Raw genomic sequence first — 20,575 nt, forward strand, 5'->3', positions numbered from 1 at the left:
TTTCCCTTTCCGGCGAGTCCGACTCTATCAGATCCTTTCGGGCCTGATTCCCAGTCAGTGGGATTTGTCTTCCCGGCTGTTGGGCCGTTCCGACGAGTGAGACTTTAGCGAATCCTGCGCCCCGACGCTAATCGGGGTCACGCTCCTTCGAACGCGGATTCTTCATTTCGCAAATACGCACGCAAAGCCGGGCGACAGGCGTCGCTCGCTCGTTGTGGTTACTGCGGAATGGCTGTCCGGGGACCGACCGGGGTCGGCACTCACGTCGGACAACTCGGAGCACATTACGGATGCAGGCGGGCCATGTCAACCTCCGGTTGGTCCAGGGTGTGCTGGAAAGCCAGGCGGTAGTCACGGGGGCTGGTGGCCAGGTGGGTGGCGAAGTGCTGGCGCATCGTGATCTCGCTGCCGAAGCCGGTACGGCGGGCCACCTCGGGGAGAGGGAGGTCGGTGCGCTCCAGAAGCTTTTGAGCTGCGGCGATGCGCTGAGTGATCAGCCAGCGCAGGGGGGTGGTGCCCGTAGTCGCCTGGAAGTGGCGGGCGAAGGAGCGGGGGGACATGCCGGCGCGGGCGGCGAGGCCCGCCACCGTGTGCGGTTCGGCCAGATGGGTAAGAGCGTAGGCCCGTACGGCGGCCAGGGTGTCGGCATCCCGGTCGGTGTGCGGGGTGGGGTGCTCGATGAATTGGGCCTGGGTTCCGGTGCGGAACGGGGCCGTGACCATCGAACGGGCGATCGCTGCTGCGGCTTCGGCGCCATGGGTCGTACGGACGAGATGGAGGCAGAGGTCGATGCCGGCCGCAGTGCCCGCTGACGTCCAGATGTTGTCGTCGTGGAGGAACAGCGCATCCGGGACGACCGTCACGCGGGGGTGGTGGGTGCGGAGGAGGTCGGTGAGGTTCCAGTGGGTGACGGCCCGGCGGCCGTCGAGGAGGCCTGCCTGGGCGAGGGTGAATGCGCCGCCGCAGAGCGCGGCGATCGGGGTGGAGCGGGCGTGGGCGCGGCGGAGGGCTTCGAGGACCGGGGCGGGGGCGGGTGTCAGGTGGTCGTCGAGGCCGGGGACGACGATCAGGTCGGCGCGGGTCAGCCAGGCGAGGGTGCGGTCCGGGGTGAGGGAGAGGCCACCGCGCAGGGGGATGGGGGCCGGGTCGGCGGCGATGCGGCGCAGGTCGAACGGCGGGACGCCGCGGTCGGTGCGGTCCACCCCCCAGACCTCGGTGATGACCGAGACGTCGAACGCCCGGACGCCAGGGAACGAGAGAAGGGCGATGCGGGCGGGGGTGGGTGTGTGTCCGGTCGCCATGGTGGCAGTAAAGCATCGATCGATGACTTTTCGACCTCTGGGCGATACGGGCGCGAGGCGGCAGCATCGTTCCCATGGAGATTGCAGAGAACGCAACATTGGTCGTGGTGGACGTGCAGGAAGGCTTTGAGGAGGAGGGGTACTGGGGGCCACGGAACAATCCCGAGGCGGATCGGAACATCGCCGAGCTGATCGATGCGTGGCAGGAGAGCGGGCGCCCCGTCGTATTCGTACGGCATGACTCGACGAAGCCGGATTCGCCACTGCGGCCCGGGTACTCGGGGAACGCGTTCAAGGGATACGTGGAGGAGCGGCGGGGGAAGGGTAGTGGGCCCGAGCTGTTCCTGACGAAGACGGTCAATTCCGCCTTCTACGGGACGCCCGATCTGGGGGTGTGGCTGAACGAGGCCGGAGTGCGGCAGATCGTGGTGGCTGGGATCCAGACCAATATGTGCGCAGAGACGACGGCGCGAATGGGCGGGAATCTCGGGTACGAGGTGTTCTTCGCGTTCGATGCGACGTACACGTTCGACGCGATCGGGCCGTGGGGGTGGGAACTGAGCGCGGAGCGGCTGGCGCGGGCCACCGCTGTGACGCTGCACAGCGGTGGGTTCGCGAAGGTTGTGGCGAGTGCGGAGCTGGTGGCGGCCGCGGGGAAGTGAGGGTCAGCCGTTGCCCGAGGCCAGCTCGCGGCTGCGGTCGCGGGCTGCTTCGAGGGCGGCGATCAGGGCGGCCCGTACGCCGTGGTTCTCCAGCTCACGGATGGCGCTGATGGTGGTGCCTGCCGGGCTGGTGACGGCTTCGCGGAGCTTGACCGGGTGTTCGCCGCTGTCGCGGAGCATCACCGCAGCGCCGATGGCGGCCTGCACGATCAGGTCGTGGGCCTGGGCGCGGGGCAGGCCGAGCAGAATGCCCGCGTCGGTCATCGCCTCGACAAGGAAGTAGAAGTACGCGGGTCCCGAGCCGGAGAGCGCGGTCGCCGCGTCCTGCTGGGACTCGGGGACGCGAAGGGTCTTGCCGACGCCGCCGAAGATCGCCTCGGCGGCGGCGAGGTGTTCGGTGGTGGCGTGACTGCCCGCGGAGATGACGGACATGCCCTCGTCCACGAGGACCGGGGTGTTCGGCATGACACGTACGACCGGAGTCCTCGCAGCGAGGCGGTCCTCGATGAAGCCGGTCGTGATGCCGGCGGCGGCGCTGATGACCAGGCGGTCGGCGGTGATGTGAGGGGTGAGCTCCTCGAGTAGCCGGCCCATGTCCTGGGGCTTGACCGCGAGGATGAGGATGTCGGCGCGCTTGGCGGCCTCGGCGTTGGTGACGGACTCGACGCCGTAGCGGGTGCGGAGTTCCTCGGCACGCTCGGAGCGGCGGGCGGTGACCAGCAGGTGGACGGGGCGCCAGCCCGCCCGGATCATGCCGCTGAGCAGGGCCTCGCCGATCTTGCCGGTGCCGAGGACTGCGACTGTCTGGGTCATGCGGTTCACCCTCCGGACGGTGCGGTGGTACGCGGTTCTGGTGGTACGTCGTCGCCGCCATCCTCGCACCGGGACATCAGGCGGTGCGGCGGCGGAGGGTGGCTGCGCCGAGGGTGAGGACGAGGAGGGCGCAGCCCGCCACGATCAGGACGTCACGGACGAAGTTGCCGGTGACGTCGGTGTGGTGGAGGACTTCATTCATGCCGTCGACCGCGTAGGACATGGGCAGGACGTTCGAGATGGCTTCGAGGACGGGCGCCATCCGGTCGCGTGCGATGAACAGGCCGCAGAGCAGGAGCTGCGGGAAGATCACGGCCGGCATGAACTGGACGGCCTGGAACTCGGATGCGGCGAAAGCGGAGACGAACAGGCCGAGCGCCGTGCCGAGCAGGGCGTCGAGCAGGGCGACGAGGAGCAGCAGCCAGGGGGAGCCGACCACGTCGAGGCCGAGCACCCATACCGAGAGCGCGGTGGCCAGGAGGGACTGGAGGATCGCGACGGCGCCGAACGCGAGGGCGTAACCGGCGATCAGATCACCCTTGCCCAGCGGCATGGCGAGGAGGCGTTCCAGGGTGCCCGAGGTGCGTTCGCGGAGGGTGGCGATCGACGTCACCAGGAACATCGTGATCAGCGGAAAGATGCCGAGCAGCGAGGCGCCGATCGCGTCGAACGTGCGCGGGCTGCCGTCGAAGACGTACCGCAGCAGGGTGATCATCACGACCGGGATGAGGAGCAGCAGCGCGACCGTGCGCGGGTCGTGGGTCAGCTGGCGCAGGACGCGGGCGGCGGTGGCGAGGGTGCGGGCGGGGCTGAGGGCCTGGGTCCCGCGCTGCGCGTGGGGGTGAGGGTCGGCGGTTTCCTGCGGAGTGGCGGGGGCTTGCTGCGGTGTGTGCGTCGAGCTCATCGGGCGTTCTCCTGACGGGTGGCGGCCTCGTCGACCAGGTGGAGGAAGGCTTCTTCGACGGTGGCGGTGCGGGCGTCGGTGCGCAGCGCCTCGGGGGTGCCGTCGGCGAGGATCTCGCCCTCGCGCATAAGGAGCAGTCGGTGGCAGCGCTCGGCCTCATCCATGACGTGGGACGAGACGAGGAGTGTGGTGCCGTGGTCGGCGGCGAGGCTGTGGAAGAGGTTCCACAGATCGCGGCGGAGTACCGGGTCGAGCCCGACCGTGGGTTCGTCGAGGATCAGCAGTTCGGGGGTGCCGAGCAGGGCGGCGGCGAGGGAGACGCGGGTGAGCTGGCCGCCGGAGAGAGTGCCGGCAAGGGCGTCCGCGTGGCTGGTCAGGTCCACATCGGCGATGGCCCGGGCGACGGTGGCCCGGCGGGCGTCCCGGTGGCTGCGGCCCGGCTGGAGGATGGCCGCGAAGTAGTCGAGGTTCTGCCGGACGCTGAGGTCGGTGTAGACCGACGGTGCCTGGGTGACGTACCCGATGCGCGGGCGGAGGGTGGGGTGGCCCGCAGGAGTGCCGAGGACGTCGAGGGTGCCGGTGACCTTGGCCTGGGTGCCGACGACAGCTCGCATCAGGGTGGTCTTGCCGCAGCCCGAGGGGCCGAGGAGGCCGGTGATCCTGCCTGGTTCGACGGTGAAGTCGAGGCCGCGCAGGACGGTTCGATCGCCTCGTACGACGGTGAGGCCGCGGGCCTCGATGGCGACGCCCGAATAATTCATCATGCGATGAATTTTGATCCCGTGGCGTCCCCGCGTCAAGGGACCTGGCTATGGCGATACGGGCGCGGGGCCGTCGGGGACAGGCGGAGCCTCCGCTTCGGCATGACGGTCAGCACGTTGCCACGCTGAGGTCGACCACGTAGCTCTCCTCGACCGTGCCGTCAGGGAAGAGCTCCGCGAGGCGGACGCGCTCCTCGGCGAGGAACCGGCGGGTGGGTTCCTCACCGAGGACGAGGAACGCGGAGTGACTGCCGAGGTTGGCGAGGTGGGTGTCCAGCGGCACCCGGCGGGTCCAGGGCACCGTGCGATGTACGAAGCCGAGCCCGGCCGGCAGGTCGCGGGAGCGGACGGGCGAACCATGGGCGCTGTCGCCGGCGCCGAAGAAGCGGCGGAGGCGGGCGTCCTGCTCGGCGATCCAGGGGACGGAATGGTCGGAGACGTTCCACCAGAGCGCAAGGGCGCCGCCCGGGCGCAGGACACGGAGGGCCTCGGGGGTGGCGAGGGCCTGGTCGGTCCAGTGCCAGGACTGGGCATAGGTGATCAGATCGGCCGAGGCCGTGGCGAAGGGGAGGCGGTTGCCGTCACCGCGCACGATCGGGATCTGCGGGAGCTCCCGGTGGAGTTCCGCCGCCATGCCGGGGCCCGGCTCGACGGTCGTGACGTGGGCGCCCCGGTCGTGGAGGAGGCGGGTGGAGATGCCGGTACCGGCCCCGATGTCGAGGGTGCGGGCACCGCGCAGGGGGCGACCGCTGAGCCCTTCGACCGTGGTGAAGAGAGCGGGCGGGTAGCCGGGCCGGGCCGCGGCGTACTGGGCGGCGGCGCGATCGAAGGACAGGGCGCGGGGATGGGGGGTGGGCGGGTCCGTGTGAGGCACGGGGCCATCGTCGCCCGGGTGGAGCTACTTGCGCCGGGGTTTCCTGGCCTTGGCCGTCTTGCGGCCCGCCGGGTTTCCGGTCCTCGTCGAGCGGCGCTTCGCGTACCGGGCGAGGGCCGTCTCGTACTCCGTACGCCGCAGCTTCTCGCCCGGCGCCTCCAGGAACGAGCGGACGAAGTACGCAAGCAGCGAGCCGATGAAGCCGATCGTCTTGAGACCGCGCAGGTTGTCCTCACCGGCCTGGTCGGCGGGGCGGTGGCTGAATCCTTCCCAGGTCTTGCGGAAGGCGACGGCGCTGCAGACGGCGAACATCAGGACGACCAGGATGCCGACGAGGCTGCCGACATCGGCGATCTCCAGGCCCTGGTAGGCGAAGCGGAGCACGAAGCAGGAGGCGACGGCCGCGGCGAGGGAGCCGAGGGCGACGCCGACGCGGCGGAGCCCGTACTGACCGTCGTGCTCCACCCAGGTCGTACCGAAGAAGCGGATGGGCTCGGGCCGCGGGCCCGGGGCGGTGGATCCGGGCTCCGGGCCGCTGGGTGCTTCGCTGTTCTCGCTCACGAGGTCGATTATCCCCGGGCGGCGACGGTGGCTGCCGCGGCACTGTCCCAGTGCGGGGCAAGGGCAGCCTGATCCTCAGCGGGTGTGCGTCGGCCCCCGGCGATCACTGGGTCGCCGGGGGCCGGGAGAGGTCGGGGTGTGTGCGCGTCAGCCGAGCCTGGAGACGTCGCGCACGGCGCCGCGGTCCGCGCTCGTCGCCATCGCCGCGTACGCCCGCAGCGCCGCCGAGACCTTGCGCTCGCGGCTCTTCGGCGCGTACACGCCGTTCAGCGCGTCACGGCGGGCGGTCAGCTCTGCCTCGGGGACGAGGAGGTCGATCGAGCGGTTCGGGATGTCGATCCTGATCCGGTCGCCGTCCTCGACGAGCGCGATCGTGCCGCCCGAAGCCGCCTCCGGCGAGGCGTGGCCGATCGACAGACCCGACGTACCGCCGGAGAAGCGGCCGTCGGTCACCAGGGCGCAGCTCTTGCCGAGGCCGCGGCCCTTGAGGAAGGAGGTGGGGTAGAGCATCTCCTGCATGCCGGGGCCGCCGCGCGGACCTTCGTAACGGATGACGACCACGTCGCCCTCCTTGATCTCCTTGCGGAGGATCTTGTCGACGGCCTCTTCCTGGGACTCGCAGACGACCGCCGGGCCCTCGAAGGTCCAGATCGACTCGTCGACGCCCGCCGTCTTCACGACGCAGCCGTCCTCGGCGAGATTCCCCTTGAGGACCGCGAGACCGCCGTCCTTGGAGTACGCGTGCTCCAGGTCGCGGATGCAGCCGCCCGCCGCGTCCAGGTCGAGGGTCTCCCAGCGCTCGGACTGCGAGAAGGCGGTCGCGGAACGGACGCAGCCGGGGGCCGCGTGCCACAGCTCGACGGCTTCGGGGGACGGAGAGCCGCCGCGGACGTCCCAGTTCTTCAGCCACTCGGCGAGGGTGGCGGAGTGCACCGAGTGCACGTCCTCGTTGAGCAGGCCGCCGCGGTGGAGCTCACCGAGGATGGCGGGGATGCCGCCGGCCCGGTGGACGTCCTCCATGTAGTACGTGCCGCCGGGGGCCACGTTGGGCGCGACCTTCGACAGGCAGGGGACGCGGCGGGAGACCTCGTTGATGTCGTCGAGGTCGTAGGCCAGCTCGGCCTCCTGAGCGGCGGCGAGCAGGTGCAGGATCGTGTTGGTGGAGCCGCCCATGGCGATGTCCAGCGCCATGGCGTTGTCGAAGGCGGCGCGGGTGCCGATGGAGCGCGGCAGGACCGTCGCGTCGTCCTGCTCGTAGTAGCGCTTGGTGATCTCGACGACCGTACGGCCGGCCTCCTCGTACAGCGCCTTGCGAGCGGTGTGCGTGGCGAGGACGGAGCCGTTGCCGGGGAGCGAGAGGCCGAGGACCTCGGTCAGGCAGTTCATCGAGTTGGCGGTGAACATGCCGGAACAGCTGCCGCAGGTGGGACAGGCGTTCTCCTCGATACGGAGGATGTCCTCGTCCGAGACGTTCTCGTTGACCGCGTCGCTGATCGCGTTGATCAGGTCGAGCTTGCGGACCGTACCGTCGACGAGGGTGGCCCGGCCGGCCTCCATCGGGCCGCCGGAGACGAAGACCGTCGGGATGTTCAGACGCATCGCGGCCATCAGCATGCCGGGCGTGATCTTGTCGCAGTTGGAGATGCAGATCAGCGCGTCCGCGCAGTGTGCCTCGACCATGTACTCGACGGAGTCGGCGATCAGGTCGCGGGAGGGGAGCGAGTAGAGCATCCCCGCGTGGCCCATCGCGATGCCGTCGTCGACGGCGATGGTGTTGAACTCGCGCGGCACCGCGCCCGCGGCCTTGATGGCATCGGAGACGATCCTGCCCACCGGTGCGAGATGGGTGTGGCCGGGGACGAACTCGGTGAAGGAGTTGGCGACCGCAACGATCGGCTTGCCGATGTCCTCGCTCGCTACGCCCGAGGCCCGCATAAGGGCGCGGGCGCCCGCCATGTTGCGGCCGTGGGTGACAGTGCGGGACCTCAGCTGGGGCATCGTCGCTCGCTCCTTCGACAGATATGACTCCCTCCGAGGGTACGCCTCGGCTCCAGGATCTGGACACTCTGTCCGGAATGCGGGACGGCGTGCTCGCTGTGCGAGCGGGGCGCCCCGCTCCCGTGCCTGAACGGCGGACGGGCCGGTCGATGACGCCCGGAAGATCGGTCAGGCCTGCGTCAGATAGCGCTGCAGCGTCGGTGCGACCATCGCGACGATCTTCTCCGGCTCCGCCGAGGCCAGCGGCTCCGCCTTGATCACGTACCGCAGCATCGCGATCCCGATCATGTGCGAGGCGGCCAGCTCCGCGCGGAAGGTCGCGTCCGGTACGTCCAGTGCCTCCGCGATCCGTTCCAGCAGTCGCCGCAGCACAAAGCCGCGCAGCACCTTGGCTGCCGCCTCGTGTGTCAGCGCGGACCGCATGATCGCCAGCAAGGGGGCTCTGGACGCCGGGTTCTCCCATACGCCGATGAAGTAGCGGGCCAGCCGCTCCCCCAGGCCGTTCGTGCCGCCGCTGAGGATGGCCGGGATCACCAGCGCGGGTTCGAAGGAGACCTCGATCGCCGCTGCGAAGACCTCGTCCTTCGTACCGAAGTAGTGGTGCACGAGCGCGGCGTCGACTCCGGCCTTCTTGGCGATTCCCCTGATCGACGTCTTGTCGTAGCCGCGCTCGGCGAACTCGGTACGGGCCGCCTCCAGGATGCGTTCGCGGGCGCCGGGGCCGGTGGTCTCGGCCGTACGGGCGGGGCGGCCGCGGCGTTTGGGGCGTTCGGCGGGGCCGTGCGGGCCACTGCCCCCGTCGGTGGTCACGGGCGCGGCACCTGCGCCGTCGCCGACGCCAGGTGGAGCCGGGTGAAGGCCAGCGCCTCCGCCAGGTCGGCCTCACGTTCGGCGGCGGACATGGCGCGGCGGGTATTGACCTCGATGACCACATGGCCGTCGAAGCCGGTACGGGCCAGCCGTTCCAGCAGTTCGGCACAGGGCTGGTCACCGCGGCCGGGCACCAGGTGCTCGTCCTTGTTGGAGCCCTTGCCGTCGGCCAGGTGGATGTGGGCGAGCCGGTCGCCCATCCGCTCGACCATGGCCATGCCGTCGGTACGGGCGGTCGCGGTGTGCGAGAGGTCGACGGTGAAGTGACGGTAGTCGTCGTTGGTGACGTCCCAGTCGGGGGCGTACGCAAGCATCTCGCGATCCCGGTACCGCCACGGGTACATGTTCTCGACGGCGAACCGCACGTCCGTCTCGTCCGCCATGCGCCAGATACCGGTGACGAAATCGCGGGCGTACTGCCGCTGCCAGCGGAACGGCGGATGGACGACGACCGTCGACGCTCCGAGCTTCTCCGCGGCCGCCCGGGCCCGCTGGAGCTTCACCCATGGATCGGTGGACCAGACCCGCTGCGTGATCAGCAGACAGGGCGCGTGAACGGCGAGGATCGGCACCTGGTGATAGTCCGAGAGCCGTCGTAGCGCCTCGATGTCCTGGCTGACGGGGTCGGTCCAGACCATGATCTCGACACCGTCGTAGCCCAGACGCGCGGCGATCTCGAAGGCCGTCGCCGTCGACTCCGGATAGACGGAAGCCGTCGACAGGGCGACCTTCGCATCCGGGATGCGCACCACTGGTTCTGCCACGGAGACAGGGTACGGGGCGGCTGTGCGCGCCACCGAGGGGCCGAGGCGGAAAGTGAGCAGGGCCATGGTCGGCTCCACGTGCTTCCGATCGACCCTCGGCCGGGCTTCGGTCGGTTGCGGGCGGCTTTCGGTCGGCGCCGGACGGTTTCGGTCGGCGCCGACCTGTTTCCGGTTGGCTGCGGACGGCTTCCGCGGCTCCGGACCGCTTCCGGCTCGGCTTCCGGACGGCTTCCTGTCGGGTCCTCCGCGTCGTCCGGTCCGCGGGGTGGGAGCTGGGTGAGGCGTGGGTCAGTTCAGGGCGGCGGACGCCGTCGGGAGGTGGTCCAGGCGGCGCAGGATCACTCCCTCGCGCAGCGCCCACGGGCAGATCTCCAACTCCTCCACCCCGAAGAGGTCCATCGCCCCCTCGGCGACCAGCGCCCCGGCCAGCAGCTGCGCGGCCCGCCCCTCGGAGACCCCGGGCAGGCGCCCGCGCTGGTCGGCGGTCATCGCCGCCAGCTTCGGCACCCACTCCTCCAGCGCCTTGCGGGTCAGGGTGCGCTGCACGTACAGGCCCTCCGCGGAGCGCGCGGCGCCCGCGATCCTGGCGAGCTGCTTGAACGTCTTGGAGGTCGCCACGACATGGTCGGGACGGCCGAAGCGGCTGAATTCGCCGACCGTACGGGCGATCTGGGCCCGCACATGGCGGCGCAACGCCTTCACCTCCGCCGGGTCCGGCGGATCGCCAGGCAGCCAGCCGGAGGTGAGGCGTCCGGCCCCGAGCGGCAGCGACACCGCGGTGTCGGGCTCCTCGTCGATGCCGAAACCGATCTCCAGCGAGCCGCCACCGATGTCCAGGACCAGCAGCCTCCCGGCCGACCAGCCGAACCAGCGGCGGGCGGCGAGGAAGGTGAGCCGTGCCTCCTCCGCGCCGGTGAGGACAGCGAGGTCGACGCCGGTCTCTTCCCGCACCCGGGCCAGTACCTCGTCGGCGTTGCTCGCTTCCCGTACCGCGGACGTGGCGAACGGCAGCACGTCCTCGCAACCCTTGTCCTCGGCGGCCTGCAGCGCATCGGTGATCGTCATGACAAGCCGGTCCACGCCGGCGGGTCCGATCGCCCCGTCCGTGTCCAGCAGCTCGGCCAGGCGCAGCTCCGCCTTGTGCGAATGCGCGGGCAGCGGGCGGGCACCGGGGTGCGCGTCCACCACCAGCAGATGAACCGTGTTCGACCCCACGTCGAGGACTCCGAGTCTCATACCCGGCACGCTACTGCTCCCGCGGACTTACTCTTGGCCTGTGCCAAAGACGAAAAAGGCGAAGCCGGGCAAAGTCACCAAGAAGCAGAAAACGAAGCAGGAGATGCAGCAGCCGGAAGTGAGCGGGCCGGACCGGTCCGAAGACGAGAAGGGGATCGACTTCGCACGTGCCTGGGTCGAGTTCCCCGACCCCGCGGACGACGAACAGGTCTTCCGCTGCGACCTGACCTGGCTGACCTCCAGGTGGACCTGCATCTTCGGCAGTGGTTGTCAGGGCATCCAGGCGGGCCGTGCGGACGACGGGTGCTGCACGCTGGGCGCGCACTTCTCGGACGAGGACGACGAGAAGCGGGTGGCGGACCATGTCTCCCGGCTGACCCCGGAGCTGTGGCAGTTCCATGACGTCGGTACGGAGACGGGCTGGGTCGAGGTCGACGACGACGGGGAACGCCAGACGCGCCGCTGGGAGGGGTCCTGCATCTTCCAGAACCGGCCCGGGTTCGCGGCCGGAGCCGGCTGTTCGCTGCACATCCTGGCGCTCCGGGAGGGCAAGGAGCCCCTGGAGACCAAGCCGGACGTGTGCTGGCAGCTGCCGATCCGGCGTACATACGACTGGATCGACCGACCCGACGACACGCGCGTGCTCCAGGTCTCGATCGGTGAGTACGACCGACGGGGCTGGGGTCCGGGCGGTCACGATCTGCACTGGTGGTGCACGTCGGCGACGTCGGCGCACGGGGCCGGGGAGCCGGTCTATGTGTCGTACCGGCCCGAGCTCACCGAGCTCATGGGCAAGGAGGCGTACGAGCGGCTGGTCGAGCTGTGCGAGGAGCGGCTGTCCTCGCTGCTGCCCATGGCGCCGCATCCTGCGGATCCTCCGGTGCAGCCGTCGGGACCTGCGGGCTCCTGACGAGGCCGGGGCGGCGGGCTGAAGCCGTCTTTCAGCCCGTCGGCGCCGGGTCGCTCGGGCTTGTCCCCGGGTCGGAGGGGTCAGGGGACGGGTCGGAGGGGGTGGACGGGTGCGACGGGTCCGGGGACGGTGCCGGGTTCGTCGGTGACGGCGTGGGATGTGTCGGGTGGGTCGGATCCGTCGGCTCGGGCGAGGTCGATGGTGGGACGGACGGATGGCTCGGGCGGGACGGCGCAGTGGGGCCGGTCGGGCCGCCGGGCGGTGCCGGCGTCGCCCGGTGCCCGCGGACCAGCACTGTCGAGCTCGACGGGGCGAGACGGATGCTCGCACTCCAGGCCCCGGCCGGTTCCCGCGGATGGTCCACGTAGACGCGGATCGTGACGCTCTGCCCCGCGGCGAGGGTTCCGGAGTGCCTGCTGAGGCGGAGCCAGGGCGCATCCACCCGTGCCGACCAGGCCACGGGTGCACCGCCTGAGGCGGTCAGAGTGATCAGCGTGGTGTCGCCGGACGAGCGTGCCGTGACGGCGAACCGGCCGGGGCCGTGTTGCCCCGTCCCGGAGCTGATGACTTCGGCGGAGACATCCGGCATACGACTGCCGTCCTTGAAACGGGAGCCGGGCTCGGGGCTGGCATTGCCGGCGTTCTGGTAGCGGTCGTACGGGTCGCCGTCGAACTCGCTCCGGCCGTCCGTCTCGGTCGCGGTGACCGAGGAGCCGTCGTGTCCCTCGCCGGTCAGCGGCGCGCCCCGGTAAGCGGACCACAGCGCGATCACGGGGGCGGCGACGACCGTCGCCACCAACGTCGTCGTCACGACTCTCGCCCGCAGCCGGTCCCGGCGCGCGGCGTGGTCCTTCGGGTCCATCGGGAAGCCTGTCCGGTCGAAGCGCGGAGTGGCGGACCGATTCCTCTGTGCGTGGACCATCGCCACGTACGCGGAGGGCCGCGGGGCCTCGACGACCGGAAGCGCGGCACCCGGGCTGACGGACGCGCCCGGCCAGGGGCCTTCGGCGCCCGCCCGCTCGGCAGCGCGGCGACAGCGGGGGCAGTCGTCGACGTGGCGGACGAGCTCGCTGCGCAGGGCGGCGGAGAACAGGACGCGACGGTCGCCGAAGAGCCGGGCGACGGTGGAGCAGTTGCCGGTCTCGATGACGGCGAGGGCGGCCCGGGTGCGTTCCACTTCGCAGGCCGCGGCGGCCAGGAGCTCACGGGCGGTCGCGGGGTCGAGGCCGAGGACGGAGGCGACGGCGCGCGGGGCGAGGCGGTGGCGTACAGCCAGTTCGAGCGCTTCGCGCTGTTCGGGCGTGGTGCCGGCGGCCTCGGGCCAGGCGAGCTGCGCGAGTTCGCGGCGGTGCGCTTCGGCTGCCGCGGCGGTCTCGGAGGCGTCCGTAGCGTCTGCGGCGAGGGCGGTGGCGTTGGGGGGCAGACAGGTTTGTGACCGCGCCCCCTGGGCGGCCGCGGTCGTACCGCCCGGCCGCCCGGCCGCATGCTGGCGGTGCGCCTGCCGGCCCCGATTCTGCCTGTGGTTCTTCTGCTCCGCGAGCTTGCGCAGACACGTCCACCTGGCCAGCGCGTACAGCCAGGTTTTACGTTCCTCCTCCCCCCTGGGGCACCGCCCGTCCTGCCGTTCCGCAATGGCGAGTACGGCGCCCAGCGCCTCGATGGCTCCGTCGTGATCGCAGAGCACGGAGAGGCAGTAGGTGAACAGGCCGTCGAGATAGGCGTCGCAACGGGCAGGCGTTCGCTCCGGCGACGCCTGGGGCGCACGGCGCTGCGCCCGGTGTGCGCCGGTGGTGTGCCTGGGGGTCTCCAGCCTGCTGCTCGTCACCTTGCGACCGTAAGCAAGGCAGAGCATGGCCTTGGCACCCCTTTCGCACATTTAACCCTTACGGGTGAACGTATCCCTTGAAAGGGGACAGGAATCGTCAATTCCGTCGGACTTCCTGACCGGTCGCCCCTCTCCCGGCACTCCCCCGCGCTTCGCCTCCCCACACACCACAGACACCACCGCGAGCCCCCGCGTACCCTCGCCGGGCGGCGCTGTCAGTCCTCACCTATACGGTGGCGCCATGGCTGCCCGTACAAAATCCGCGAAGGACCGGCCGTCCTACCGCTGCACCGAGTGCGGCTGGACGACCGCCAAGTGGCTCGGCCGATGCCCCGAATGCCAGGCGTGGGGGACGGTGGAAGAGTTCGGCGGCGCCCCCGCCGTGCGGACGACGGCGGCCGGCCGCGTCAGCTCGGCCGCACTCCCCATCGGCCAGGTCGACAGCCGGCAGGCCACCGCCCGGCCGACCGGGGTCGACGAGCTGGACCGGGTGCTCGGTGGTGGGCTGGTCCCCGGCGCCGTGGTGCTGGTCGCGGGCGAGCCGGGCGTCGGCAAGTCGACGCTGCTGCTGGATGTGGCCGCCAAGGCCGCCAGCGACGAACACCGCACCCTCTATGTCACCGCGGAGGAGTCCGCGAGCCAGGTGCGGCTGCGCGCCGACCGGATCCGGGCGATCAACGACCACCTCTACCTCGCCGCCGAGACCGACCTCTCCGCGGTCCTCGGCCATCTGGACGCGGTCAAGCCGTCCCTGCTCATCCTCGACTCCGTGCAGACCGTCGCCTCGCCCGAGATCGAGGGCGCGCCCGGCGGGATGGCGCAGGTCCGGGAGGTAGCCGGTGCGCTCATCCGCGCCTCCAAGGAGCGCGGCATGTCCACGCTGCTGGTCGGCCATGTCACCAAGGACGGCGCCATCGCCGGGCCGCGGCTGCTGGAGCACCTCGTCGATGTGGTGCTGTCCTTCGAGGGCGACCGGCATGCGCGCCTCCGGCTGGTCCGGGGCGTGAAGAACCGGTACGGGGCAACCGACGAGGTCGGCTGTTTCGAACTGCACGACGAGGGCATCACGGGCCTCGCCGACCCGTCCGGCCTCTTCCTCACCCGGCGCGACGAGCCCGTGCCGGGCACCTGTCTGACGGTCACACTGGAGGGGCGGCGCCCGCTCGTCGCCGAAGTGCAGGCGCTGACGGTCGATTCGCAGATCCCCTCACCGCGGCGCACCACCTCCGGCCTGGAGACGTCCCGGGTCTCGATGATGCTGGCGGTTCTGGAGCAGCGCGGCCGGATCAGCGCACTCGGCAAGCGGGACATCTACAGCGCCACGGTCGGCGGCGTGAAGCTTTCCGAACCTGCCGCGGACCTTGCGATCGCGCTTGCGCTGGCCAGCGCGGCGAGCGACACACCGCTGCCCAAGAACCTGGTGGCGATCGGCGAGGTGGGCCTCGCGGGCGAGGTCAGACGGGTTACGGGCGTGCAGCGCAGACTGGCCGAAGCACACCGTCTGGGCTTCACCCACGCGCTGGTCCCGACCGACCCGGGAAGGGTTCCATCCGGTATGAAGGTCACGGAAGTCGCCAACATGGGCGACGCGCTCGGAGTGCTCCCGCGCCGGTCTCGTACAGAGGCCCCACGGGAGGCCGACGCACGCCGGTAGACTTTGCCCTGGTCTCGCCCGTCCGTACGAACGGTATGAGGGACATAAGGGCACCGCAAACCTGTGACCGGAGGAGTGCAGTGGCAGCCAGCGACCGGGCAGCATCGCCCGGAAAGTCCGGCCAAGGCACCGGTAATGAGGCGCTGATGCGCGCCTCATTGAGCGCCGTCGCGCCCGGAATGGCCCTGCGGGACGGCCTGGAGCGCATCCTCCGTGGCAACACCGGCGGCCTGATCGTGCTTGGCATGGACAAGACCGTCGAGTCGATGTGCACCGGCGGCTTCGTGCTGGACGTGGAGTTCACCGCGACGCGGCTGCGCGAGCTGGCCAAGCTCGACGGGGCACTGATCCTCGACAAGGACATGACGAAGATCCTGCGGGCCGGCGTGCAGCTGGTCCCGGACGCCTCCATCCCCACCGAGGAGACCGGAACCCGCCACCGCACGGCGGACCGGGTCTCCAGGCAGTGCAACTTCCCGGTCGTCTCGGTCTCGCAGTCGATGCGTCTGATCGCGCTGTACGTGGACGGGGAGCGCCGGGTCCTGGAGGAGTCCGCCGCGATCCTCTCCCGCGCCAACCAGGCCCTCGCCACCCTGGAGCGATACAAGCTCCGCCTCGACGAGGTCGCGGGCACGCTCTCCGCGCTGGAGATCGAGGACCTGGTGACGGTGCGGGACGTGACGGCTGTCGCACAGCGTCTGGAGATGGTCCGCCGGATCGCGACCGAAATCGCCGAGTACGTGGTGGAGCTGGGCACCGACGGCCGGCTTCTCTCCCTCCAGCTCGACGAGTTGATCGCGGGAGTCGAGCCGGAGCGAGAGCTGGTCGTGCGTGACTACGTGCCGGAGCCGACCGCCAAGCGGTCGCGTACGGTCGCGGAGGCGCTGACCGAGCTGGACGGGCTCTCCCACACCGAGCTGCTCGAACTCCCGGTCGTGGCACGGGCCCTGGGGTACAGCGGCTCACCCGAGACCCTCGACTCGGCGGTCTCGCCCCGCGGTTTCCGGCTGCTGGCGAAGGTGCCGCGGCTGCCCGGGGCGATCATCGAGCGGCTGGTGGAGTACTTCGGCGGACTGCAGAAACTGCTCGCAGCGAGCGTCGACGACCTTCAGACGGTGGACGGAGTCGGCGAGGCGCGGGCGCGGAGCGTGCGCGAGGGGCTGTCGCGACTGGCCGAGTCGTCGATTCTTGAGCGGTACGTGTAGCGGTACGCAGCTTGCGCGGAGCAGTACATGTCTCGGGGCCCGGTCGGTGAACCGGGCCCCGAACGTTTCGGACCGCGCCCGTGATCGACAGTGCCCGTGGTCGCGACAGTGATCGCGCACCGGTCCGGGACTGCTCGGACGGGCCCCGCTCAGTCCTTCGCGAGGACGAACGAGGCGCGCTGCACCGGCTCGCCGAGAGCGTTCGCCTCGACGAGATACGTACCGGCCCCCGCAGCCCCCGCGGGCGGCGTCGCGCACTGCGGGGCGCTCTTCCTCCGGTCCCACTCCACGGTGTGGACGATGGTCGCGCCCGCCGGAACCTCCAGCAGCACACTGCCCGCATTGCGTGGGCAGTCCTTGGAGGACCACACCTCGTCGTCGCCGCCACCGGCTTCGGTGATGGTCACCACCGCGCTCTTCGGCCCGAAGTCGGCCTTGCAGGCGGTGGACGAGGTGTTCTTGGCGACCAGTTCGAACTTCGGGTTCTCGCCGGGGCTGTAGTTGAGCTTGGTGCGCAGAGTCAACTGCAGTGCGGAGGACGTGCAGTCGGGGATCGAGGAGCCGGCCGGAACCTGCTGCCCCTCACTTCCGCCACCGGACGCGCTGCCGGAACCCGATCCGGATCCGGCGTCGGTGCCGGAGCCACCGTCGGCGGTGCCGTCGGAACCCGCGTCCGCGCCGCTGCCCCCACCGGAGTCGTCCGAATCGTCGCGCCCGCCCGGTTGTTGACTGATGGCCGGGCCGGAACTGGCGGGTCCCGGAGTGATCGAGTGTGCGGGGCCGGACCCGTTGGGCCGGGAGTCGTCCATGTTCCCCTTGCCGCCACCGGAAGTGACGACCCAGGCGATCAGGAACGCGAGCAGCGCAATCAGCATCACCGCTACGGCCCTCCGTCGCCAATAGATGCTGGAGGGAAGCGGCCCGATCGGATTGCGCAGAGATCCCACGGCCCAAACTGTACGAGAGATCCGCGCCAACTCCCGCCCCACCCGCCGCTCTGATCCTCAAGTTTTGCGGATCATCATCATGCAGTGGCCTGTTCCGACCCCGACTTTCCTCAGGCGTGCCCCCTGGTGATCGCCCACTGTGACAACCCAGCCCTGTTGGCTACGGTCCGTCACGTGGAGAGTTCAACTCCCTTCTCCTTCCTGCACAGCGACATCACCGATTTCGCACACGGCACGTGCGCGCGGCGCGGATGCGGGAGCCCTGCCCCTGTCTCTGCTCGCGCCACTCGCAGCAGCCGTCACCCACGTCGCCGGTGAGCTCCTCAAGTCGGTCGCGGACGACGAGCGTCCATACCGGTCGGTCGTTGCTGCGGCGGCCTCACCGGGCGCCGTGTCCGCCGACGGACCACTGGACGTTTCCCGGTAACCACACGGGGACAGCCGGCGCGACCGCCGCCGCTCTCGCGTTCCCCCCGGCCGCGCACGGCCCGGTGCACGGTGCCGCCGGCGCTGCTGATGGCGTTCTCGCGGGTCTTTGCCGGGGTGCGCCTTCCGCACGACGTGGCGGTTGGCCTGCTCGCGGGGGGATCGGTCGCGGCGCCGGTGATCGTCCTGCTGTCCCGGCCGGCACGGTCGCTCACCCTGACGGCAAGGAACCAGCCGGGTGCCCGTCGCGGTCCGGATACCGGGCCCTGGAACGGACGGCCGAGCCCGCGCCGAGCCCGGATGAAGACGCCGACCGAGGCTCACCGTGGGGACAGACGGGTGGCATTATCACTCCATGGGCCCCCATGACGGGCGACACCCCCGCTGCCATGACCGTTGTCCGCCCTTCCGTGCCAGGATCGGCTTGCGATGACTGCCATGACTGCGACACAGACGCCCCCCGCATCCCTCCACGCGCCCGTCATCGGGTGGTTCGACCAGCACGCCCGCGATCTGCCCTGGCGCCGCCCCGAAGCGGGCGCCTGGGGCGTGATGGTGAGCGAGTTCATGCTGCAGCAGACCCCCGTCAGCCGGGTTCTCCCGGTGTACGAACAGTGGCTGGCCCGCTGGCCGCGCCCCGCCGATCTGGCTGCCGAGCCGCCCGGTGAAGCGGTCCGCGCCTGGGGCCGGCTCGGCTACCCGCGGCGAGCGCTGCGCCTGCACGGAGCCGCGCAGGCAATAACTGAACGACACGGCGGCGACGTACCGAGGGAGCACAGTCAGCTGCTCGCGCTGCCCGGGATCGGTGAGTACACGGCGGCGGCCGTGGCCTCGTTCGCGTACGGACAGCGGCATGCCGTACTCGACACGAACGTCCGCCGGGTGTTCGCCCGGGCCGCGACCGGCATTCAGTACCCGCCGAATGCGACCACCGCCGCCGAGCGGAAGCTCGCCCGCGCGCTCCTGCCCGACGAGGACGAACGGGCGGCCCGCTGGGCGGCCGCGACGATGGAGCTCGGAGCGCTGGTCTGCACCGCCAAGAACGAGGACTGCACGCGATGCCCGATCGCCACGCAGTGCGCCTGGCGGCTGGCCGGGAAGCCGGAACATCAGGGGCCCCCGCGCCGCGGTCAGACCTATGCCGGTACCGACCGGCAGGTGCGCGGCCGGCTGCTCGCCGTGCTGCGCGAGGCGGTGGCCCCGGTTCCGCAGTCGGCGCTCGACGCCGTATGGGAGGAGCCGGCGCAACGGGCCCGGGCGCTGGACGGCCTGGTCGCCGACGGCCTGGTCGAACCACTTCCGGGCGGCCACTACCAGCTGCCGCTGGGCTAGGAGGCAAGAGGGCTCCTGCCCGCTGTTACACAACCGATGGACAGCCGTGCGTCTGTGTATGGCTGCTCCGCACAGCGCCGTGACAACCGCTCCGTAACGTCTCCGACCGTCAGCTCACGCGACCAGTGGCTGGCAGTGGTCGGACGGGGATCTACGGGGACGGAGGCGGTTGGAATGGCGCATGGCGAGGTGCTCGAATTCGAAGAGTACGTACGCACCCGGCAGGAGGCCCTGCTGCGCAGTGCGCGCCGCCTGGTCCCCGACCCGGTGGACGCGCAGGACCTGCTGCAGACCGCCCTGGCCCGTACGTACGGCCGCTGGGACGGCATCGCCGACAAGTCCCTCGCCGACGCCTACCTGCGCCGCGTCATGATCAACACGCGTACGGAGTGGTGGCGGGCCCGCAAGCTGGAGGAGGTTCCCACCGAGCAGCTGCCCGACGCCAGCGTCGAGGACGGCACCGAGCAGCGTGCCGACCGTGCTCTGCTCATGGACGTCCTGAGCGTGCTGGCTCCCAAGCAGCGCAGCGTTGTGGTGCTGCGACACTGGGAGCAGATGAGCACCGAGGAGACGGCCGCAGCGCTCGGAATGTCGGCCGGTACGGTGAAGAGCACGCTGCACCGGGCGCTGGCGCGACTGCGCCAGGAGCTGGAGAGCCGCGAGGCGATGAGCAGGGAAGTCACGATCCGTGAGGCCCAGGGCAGCACGGCGGGCAACCGGGCTCCGGACGCCGGTGCTCCGGGGCGTGCACGGGTACCGGCGCAGCTTCGCGGACAGGCGGACCGGCGGCATGACGAACGGGGGCGGGAGCGGTGCGCGGCCTGACAGGCAGAAGCAGGGCGACCGGCAGAGGCGGAGGCGGTCTCACCGGGTGGGCGGCGGGCAGCACGGCAATGGCCGGGCTCGCCGCCTTCGGGCTGCTCACCGTCAGCTGCTCCACCGGTGGCACGGGCACCCGCGATGAGGGACCGGCCGGCACGCAGCCGGTCGCCCAGGTCGCACCGTCGGCCACCACGCCGTCCACGGGGAAGTCCGTCCAGAAGGTCGATGCCGTCCAGCTGGTCAAACAGGACCCCAAGGTGAGCGAGCGGGTCAGGACGGACCTGAAGCCCTGCACGGGGGACGAGTACCCGGTCGACGCCTCGTACGGCACGCTGACCGGCGGCTCGTCGGCGGACGTCGTGGTGAACGTGATGACCTGCGGCGACTCGGTAGGGGTCGGCACCTACGTGTACCGCGCGCGGAGCAACGGCACGTACCAGAACGTCTTCACCACTGAGCAGCCCGCGGTCTACGGCACCATCGACCGGGGTGACCTGGTGGTGACGACGCAGGTGTACGAGAAGAAGGACGCGGTCGCATACCCGTCCGGCGACGAAGTGGTCACGTACCGCTGGGCCGGCAACCGGTTCAACGAGCACGACCGGGTGCACAACGACTTCAACAGAGCTGTCGGGAACGGAGAAGCGGAGTTCCCGGAGCCCGCCGAGCCGACGACGAACTGAGACCGCCGAAGGACCGAGACCGGCGCG

General features: G+C 70.7%; 19 protein-coding genes. 7 read left to right on the forward strand and 12 right to left on the reverse strand.

The genetic code is table 11. From position 1 onward, the window contains the following. Window positions 1–284: 284 nt before the first annotated feature. Window positions 285–1,301 carry a GlxA family transcriptional regulator gene (locus tag ACWCP8_RS32680; protein ID WP_451119832.1) on the reverse strand — a complete coding sequence of 339 codons (1,017 nt, stop codon included), beginning with the start codon at window positions 1,299–1,301 and terminating at the stop codon, window positions 285–287. A gap of 74 nt (window positions 1,302–1,375) precedes the next feature. On the opposite strand from ACWCP8_RS32680, the gene ACWCP8_RS32685 reads away from it, so the two are divergent. After that, entirely contained in the window at window positions 1,376–1,963 is a 588-nt protein-coding gene (locus ACWCP8_RS32685) for a cysteine hydrolase family protein (protein WP_451119834.1), read from the forward strand. Window positions 1,964–1,966: 3 nt separating this feature from the next. Here the strand turns inward: ACWCP8_RS32685 and proC are convergent, their stop codons facing one another. The 9 genes from proC to ACWCP8_RS32730 all read right to left on the reverse strand — a co-directional run bounded on the left by proC (window position 1,967) and on the right by ACWCP8_RS32730 (window position 10,744). After that, entirely contained in the window at window positions 1,967–2,776 is an 810-nt protein-coding gene (gene proC / locus ACWCP8_RS32690; RefSeq protein WP_352268546.1) for a pyrroline-5-carboxylate reductase, read from the reverse strand. 76 nt (window positions 2,777–2,852) lie between these two features. Next, window positions 2,853–3,680 (reverse strand): ABC transporter permease, encoded by an 828-nt coding sequence (locus tag ACWCP8_RS32695; RefSeq protein ID WP_451119836.1) that lies wholly within the window; start codon window positions 3,678–3,680, stop codon window positions 2,853–2,855. Then, window positions 3,677–4,444, reverse strand: coding sequence for an ABC transporter ATP-binding protein (locus tag ACWCP8_RS32700; protein WP_352268544.1), 768 nt, complete (start codon window positions 4,442–4,444; stop codon window positions 3,677–3,679). The genes ACWCP8_RS32695 and ACWCP8_RS32700 overlap by 4 nt, the downstream gene beginning before the upstream one ends. 106 nt (window positions 4,445–4,550) lie before the next feature. Beyond that, window positions 4,551–5,315 (reverse strand): class I SAM-dependent methyltransferase, encoded by a 765-nt coding sequence (locus ACWCP8_RS32705; RefSeq protein WP_451119838.1) that lies wholly within the window; start codon window positions 5,313–5,315, stop codon window positions 4,551–4,553. A gap of 24 nt (window positions 5,316–5,339) precedes the next feature. After that, complete coding sequence (locus tag ACWCP8_RS32710; RefSeq protein ID WP_451119840.1) at window positions 5,340–5,876, reverse strand: hypothetical protein; 537 nt, start codon at window positions 5,874–5,876, stop codon at window positions 5,340–5,342. A 147-nt stretch (window positions 5,877–6,023) separates the two neighbouring features. After that, window positions 6,024–7,874 carry a dihydroxy-acid dehydratase gene (gene ilvD / locus ACWCP8_RS32715; RefSeq protein WP_451119842.1) on the reverse strand — a complete coding sequence of 617 codons (1,851 nt, stop codon included), beginning with the start codon at window positions 7,872–7,874 and terminating at the stop codon, window positions 6,024–6,026. Window positions 7,875–8,042: 168 nt separating this feature from the next. Beyond that, complete coding sequence (locus tag ACWCP8_RS32720; protein ID WP_352268539.1) at window positions 8,043–8,684, reverse strand: TetR/AcrR family transcriptional regulator; 642 nt, start codon at window positions 8,682–8,684, stop codon at window positions 8,043–8,045. After that, window positions 8,681–9,508, reverse strand: a complete 828-nt coding sequence (locus ACWCP8_RS32725; protein ID WP_352268537.1) for a sugar phosphate isomerase/epimerase family protein — start codon at window positions 9,506–9,508, stop codon at window positions 8,681–8,683. Before ACWCP8_RS32725 ends, ACWCP8_RS32720 begins: the two co-directional genes overlap by 4 nt. 288 nt (window positions 9,509–9,796) lie before the next feature. Further along, window positions 9,797–10,744, reverse strand: coding sequence for a Ppx/GppA phosphatase family protein (locus tag ACWCP8_RS32730; protein WP_352268536.1), 948 nt, complete (start codon window positions 10,742–10,744; stop codon window positions 9,797–9,799). A 40-nt stretch (window positions 10,745–10,784) separates the two neighbouring features. Here ACWCP8_RS32730 and ACWCP8_RS32735 point away from each other — a divergent pair, with 40 nt between their 5' ends. Continuing rightward, on the forward strand, window positions 10,785–11,654 hold the full coding sequence (locus ACWCP8_RS32735; RefSeq protein ID WP_352268534.1) for a hypothetical protein: 870 nt from the start codon (window positions 10,785–10,787) through the stop codon (window positions 11,652–11,654). A 31-nt stretch (window positions 11,655–11,685) separates the two neighbouring features. Here ACWCP8_RS32735 and ACWCP8_RS32740 read toward each other — a convergent pair whose 3' ends face one another. Further along, window positions 11,686–13,479: a BACON domain-containing protein gene (locus tag ACWCP8_RS32740; RefSeq protein ID WP_451119845.1), complete on the reverse strand. Its 1,794-nt coding sequence runs from the start codon at window positions 13,477–13,479 to the stop codon at window positions 11,686–11,688. Window positions 13,480–13,720: 241 nt separating this feature from the next. Here ACWCP8_RS32740 and radA point away from each other — a divergent pair, with 241 nt between their 5' ends. Further along, window positions 13,721–15,133 (forward strand): DNA repair protein RadA, encoded by a 1,413-nt coding sequence (gene radA, locus ACWCP8_RS32745; RefSeq protein WP_352268532.1) that lies wholly within the window; start codon window positions 13,721–13,723, stop codon window positions 15,131–15,133. 80 nt (window positions 15,134–15,213) lie between these two features. Then, on the forward strand, window positions 15,214–16,338 hold the full coding sequence (disA, locus tag ACWCP8_RS32750; protein WP_352268531.1) for a DNA integrity scanning diadenylate cyclase DisA: 1,125 nt from the start codon (window positions 15,214–15,216) through the stop codon (window positions 16,336–16,338). 149 nt (window positions 16,339–16,487) lie between these two features. Here disA and ACWCP8_RS32755 read toward each other — a convergent pair whose 3' ends face one another. Then, a complete protein-coding gene (locus tag ACWCP8_RS32755; protein WP_451119848.1) occupies window positions 16,488–17,285 on the reverse strand; it encodes a hypothetical protein in 798 nt (265 codons plus the stop codon). An 855-nt stretch (window positions 17,286–18,140) separates the two neighbouring features. Between ACWCP8_RS32755 and ACWCP8_RS32760 the strand changes: the two genes are divergently transcribed. From ACWCP8_RS32760 to ACWCP8_RS32770, 3 genes are all read left to right on the forward strand, one after another. Further along, the gene (locus ACWCP8_RS32760; protein ID WP_451119850.1) at window positions 18,141–19,043 is read left to right on the forward strand and encodes an A/G-specific adenine glycosylase; all 903 of its coding nucleotides are present in this window, start codon (window positions 18,141–18,143) and stop codon (window positions 19,041–19,043) included. Between the two features lie 174 nt (window positions 19,044–19,217). Further along, window positions 19,218–19,868 carry a SigE family RNA polymerase sigma factor gene (locus ACWCP8_RS32765; protein ID WP_352268528.1) on the forward strand — a complete coding sequence of 217 codons (651 nt, stop codon included), beginning with the start codon at window positions 19,218–19,220 and terminating at the stop codon, window positions 19,866–19,868. 68 nt (window positions 19,869–19,936) lie between these two features. Continuing rightward, window positions 19,937–20,548, forward strand: coding sequence for a hypothetical protein (locus ACWCP8_RS32770; RefSeq protein ID WP_352268527.1), 612 nt, complete (start codon window positions 19,937–19,939; stop codon window positions 20,546–20,548). Window positions 20,549–20,575 lie beyond the last annotated feature (27 nt).

The organism is Streptomyces sp. NPDC002206 (assembly GCF_053593595.1).